General features: G+C 34.9%; 4 protein-coding genes. All 4 read left to right on the top strand.

Annotated elements, in window-relative coordinates; genetic code table 11:
* Window positions 1-375: 375 nt before the first annotated feature.
* Entirely contained in the window at window positions 376-2,013 is a 1,638-nt protein-coding gene (locus tag LBP67_09965; GenBank protein MDR2085304.1) for an RNA-directed DNA polymerase, read from the top strand.
* Between the two features lies 1 nt (window position 2,014).
* Window positions 2,015-3,589, top strand: a complete 1,575-nt coding sequence (locus tag LBP67_09960) for a hypothetical protein (GenBank protein MDR2085303.1) — start codon at window positions 2,015-2,017, stop codon at window positions 3,587-3,589.
* A 54-nt stretch (window positions 3,590-3,643) separates the two neighbouring features.
* Window positions 3,644-4,120 (top strand): hypothetical protein, encoded by a 477-nt coding sequence (locus LBP67_09955; protein ID MDR2085302.1) that lies wholly within the window; start codon window positions 3,644-3,646, stop codon window positions 4,118-4,120.
* A 172-nt stretch (window positions 4,121-4,292) separates the two neighbouring features.
* A partial coding sequence (locus LBP67_09950; protein MDR2085301.1) for a site-specific DNA-methyltransferase occupies window positions 4,293-4,498 on the top strand: 206 nt, incomplete at its 3' end.

Here is a 4,498-nt window from a genome sequence, read left to right as displayed (position 1 = left end):
AAAAGATAGGGGAACACCGGGTAACTCCCTTACGAGTGTATGAATTATCATACGCCCCATGTTAGATTTAGCCTCCGATATACCCTTTGATCTTCCGCCATGTTATGATATACTGGGTTGTTCCCAAGGTTTATGCGGATAAAAGCTATATGAAGGAGGAGCGCATTGGAACGTTGCCGGGGGATTGCTCCATGTCGCCTTAATGGGCGGGCGGCTCCCCCTCGCTCCGAAGTCCTCGGGGCAACCCCTTCGGGTTTGCCCCTGCGGTCTTTTCCGCTACCCCCACTACTTGGGTTAGAATAATTTTCTTGAAAAGAGGGGGAGATTGGGTTTATTGATTTCCCGTGTGGATATTAGTTTTTATGGAGGTACTGGATGAGTGATGATATTATTCAAATACCTGGCTTCCCCTCTGTAAAACGAAAAAATATAGACAGGTATTTGCAAAATGACATTGATGATGATTGGTTTCAAGACCCGATTAGATATGATGACTATATTAAACTCAGAAAAGAAGTTGAGCTTATTACGACCAATGCAAAAAACAATCGGGGAAAATATAAACCTGCGATCAGAGAACTTCATCTTGTTCCAAAATCGAATTTTACAGTCCGTTATTCCCTCGAAACCGATTATTATGAAAGATGGTTCTATTTTTATTTAACTATCCCATTAATAAAGAAATTTGATTGTTTATTACCCAGACAGGTTTATAGTCATAGATACAATTCTCTTGATGAAAAGTATTTATTTCTCAACTCTATTCAACAATGGGCTAAACTTGAAGGAATCATTAGAAGCCAATTGGCTGAAAAGAATAAAGTAGTAGTTGAAGCAGATATTCAAGATTATTACGGAAACATTTTTATTGATATTTTATCTGAAGATCTGAAACGCTGTGTGAATGATACTGCTATAGACCTAAATGACATGAAAACATTAAATGAATCGGTAGAATGTATCACTAATTGTTTGATCAGTTGGTCTTATGACGGCAAAAGAGGACTTCCACAAAACAGAGACTGTTCTTCTTTTTTGGCCAATATATATATGTTAGATATTGATAAGAAGATGTTAGAAGCCGGATTTGAGTATTATAGATATATGGACGACATTAGGATCATTTGCGATGATGTTTTTCAGGCAAGGCGGGCCTTGCTTTTGTTGGTCAATGTGTTAAGAGACAAAATGCTCAGCGTGAACAGCAAAAAAACCAAAATAATTGAACCAAATACAGACGAATATAACGAATTAATACGGCCAAAGTTTCAATTACAAAGCATTGATTTATTATTAAGAACAAAACGAAAGGCAAATGTTGCTATAGGATATTCCATACTGAAAGATTTATTGATTTCTCTGCTAAAAGAAAGACGTTATGACACCAAAGAATTTCGGTTTTGCGTTTTTAGAATATCAAAATTAGCAAGATGTAAAGACTACAAGCTTCCGGAAGATTATTTTAAAGAGATTATAGATGGTATCATAGATTCATTAGTTGTATGTCCTACTGTAACAGACAGTTCGGTTGCGCTATTAAGTTCTGTAAAACTGCAAAACAAACATATAGAAAAAATAATTAAATACCTAGAAAACAAAGAACAGGCTATCTATGAATGGCAGAATTATTGGCTTTGGAAATTGCTAATAGTTCATGAAGTTTACTCTCCGCTACTAATTGACTTAGCAATTAGTATCATTGATAATATTGATAGAGGTCCTGCGGATAAAGCAGGGCCAATCCTTTTCATTGCAAAAAATGGTGAAAAATCTCACTTGTTGCATATAAAAAACAAAATGCCTGAAATAGATTCTATCATTTTACAACGCCATTGTCTATTTGTCTTAAAAGAACTGGACTGGAAAAAAGATGTTCAGCCTATTGCAAAGAGCATAAATAACCGTTTGAATGGAAACTATAGATATATTAAAGAACACATTAAGGATGTCGTTTTTAAACCTTCCGCTTTAAGAATAACTGAAATATTAGCATCGGTACATCAATATGACTGAAATGTTTATAATTTTCTTTCAACTACCATTTGAGAAAGGTGTTTATAAAATAATCTCCATCAGCGAAAAAATACAAAGAGGCAAGGACATTACTTTGCCGATAGCTGATGTTAGTATTACTATTAATCTCTGGGATTACTTATCCGATCTGGATAAACCATATAATTTATCCAATACATTATTTGATTTGAATAGTGCAAGGAGATTGCTTGAAGGTAAGCCAAAAGGCAGTTTTCAGAAAAACAATGAGCCATGGAATGGGATAAAGATATTGGGCAGAAGCTTTGATGATAATAAATTATTTGGTAAAATAAAATCAATCGAGGAAAGTAAATATTCCACATTTGATGAATGGGAAAAAAGACTTCCCCCTAATTGGGAAGTCGATTTAATAACATCTTTCAAAAAAGAATATAATAACATTGTTTCTGAATTAAAAAAATATAACCTATATGATAATTTTATTAATATTGAGATGCGTCTTCTTGTTAGTTTCATTAAAGCAAACGATCTTGGCATTAAACTGAACAAGGAAAAATTTTTAACACGATGTCTTGAACTGGACAGAAAATATTATCAATCAGTTAGAAAATTAGAAATCGATTATAATTATATTGTCAGTGATTTTAGAGATGTTACTTTTGAAACTATTAGAGAATATATTAAGGATTGTGGTGAGGCAGATTTTAGTAAAAAGTATATCTGGGATTCAATAGAGTTATACCGCAATGTTAATTCATTCTTAGATCTCTTGTATATAGAAAATCACACAAAACGAGACCTGTCTGAATTATTGCGTATGACGGCTGGTATATCAGATCGATGCAAACTACAATATGATATTATTGGAACCGTATCGGGAAGAATATTAATAACCCGTCCTGGAATTCAGTATTTAAAGCGGGCTAGTCGGGACATATTTGTACCACATGAGGGAAACCGATTTATCTATGCAGACTATTCGCAATTTGAACCTGGAATAATGGCATATTTATCAGATGATCAGAAACTTAGAAAAGTTTATGTTGGAGGCGATCTCTATTCCAATCTGGCTTCAGCAATTGGCGCTGATTGTACAAGAGATATAGCAAAGAAAATGTTCCTCTCATATATATATGGGATGAGTATTGATAATATTAAAAAGAGCATTATACAAAATTTTGGTACATCGGCAGGTAGTTCTATTGCATCATTTCTAAATGAGTTTCCAAATGTATTAAAATGGAAAGATTCTGTTGTTGAAAAGAGTTTTAAAGATAAAATTGCAATTGGACTTACAGGATATATACGTCATTTCTCAGAGGACGACCATAAAAGCGAGATAGCACGCTGGGCCCCAAATCATGTAATTCAATCAACAGCATCTGGTATATTCAAAAATGCCTTGATTAGATATTTGAATACGGCAAGGGGAAGGATGCTTGTCCCGATGCACGATGCTATTTTGATAGAGGTTGAATCGGAAATATATGAGCAAGAACGGGAAAACATCTATACTTGCATGATAGAATCTTTTGAAACTATTTGTCCAGGGATAAAGTGTAAAGTTCATTTTGACAATTTTAGTTTGGAATAAGGCACGGTGGATCGTTATCACTAGGTATGATATATTGAAGAAGGGAGGTAAAAAATGGGTGGCAGATTTAAGAGCAGGGCAACCGATGAGCAGCTAGAAGCTATAATTCAACAATACTTAGCCAAAGAAAATGTCTTAAAAATTCTTTATATGAGTAATGTCAGTACCCTACCTGAATATGGCGGGAAAACCCGATATAGTAATGAAATGCATTTATTTAAAATGCACAGGGATATTGTAAAAAGGATACTGGAGAATTTTATTAAGAATAATCCTCAGTATTTCATGTTGAAACCTAACACAAATAAGTATGCCGTTTCCTATCGATTTGTTAAAGCCTTTTTTGAAATTAGCAAAGAAAAGAATTTTGAATATATGAATATTACCAATATTCTAAGATATATTCACGACCATGATTTGTATGAATATATTGCTAAACCTTTTATCTACCATTTTTTTAAAATAATACTTGGGAAAACGTCAAGGGAAAAACCTTTCGAGGTAAAATTAAAAGCGGAGGAAACAACATAAATGCCCACCCTTAACTGGCTCACCCGCGAACAAGACCTCAAAGCCGCCGCTAGTGTCGAATATCGCTTGCTGGTAGAGGAAGAAAAATTTAGCTACCCCCCCCCCCCCCCCACTCGACGACACCGGAAACATTATAGTCCAGGGCGACAACCTTGAAGCCCTCAAGGCCCTGCTGCCCTTCTATGCCGGACAGGTAAAGTGCATCTACATAGACCCGCCCTATAATACCGGCTCCGCCTTTGAGCATTACGATGACAATATGGAACATACAGTTTGGCTGTCAATGATATATCCAAGATTGCAATTATTGAAAAAATTTTTATCAGAATATGGCAGTATTTGGATAAGCATTGATGATGATGAAAGCCATTATTTAAA

The sequence above is a fragment of the Bacteroidales bacterium genome (assembly GCA_031276035.1).
GTDB lineage: Bacteria > Bacteroidota > Bacteroidia > Bacteroidales > BM520 > RGIG7150.
This window is presented reverse-complemented; position numbering and strand designations above follow the sequence as displayed.

What these genes read in the sequence shown, in the direction of transcription:
- LBP67_09965 (MDR2085304.1), top strand. Translation starts at nt 376, where the DNA reads ATGAGTGATGATATTATTCAAATACCTGGCTTCCCCTCTGTAAAACGA.
- LBP67_09960 (MDR2085303.1), top strand. Translation starts at nt 2,015, where the DNA reads ATGTTTATAATTTTCTTTCAACTACCATTTGAGAAAGGTGTTTATAAA.
- LBP67_09955 (MDR2085302.1), top strand. Translation starts at nt 3,644, where the DNA reads ATGGGTGGCAGATTTAAGAGCAGGGCAACCGATGAGCAGCTAGAAGCT.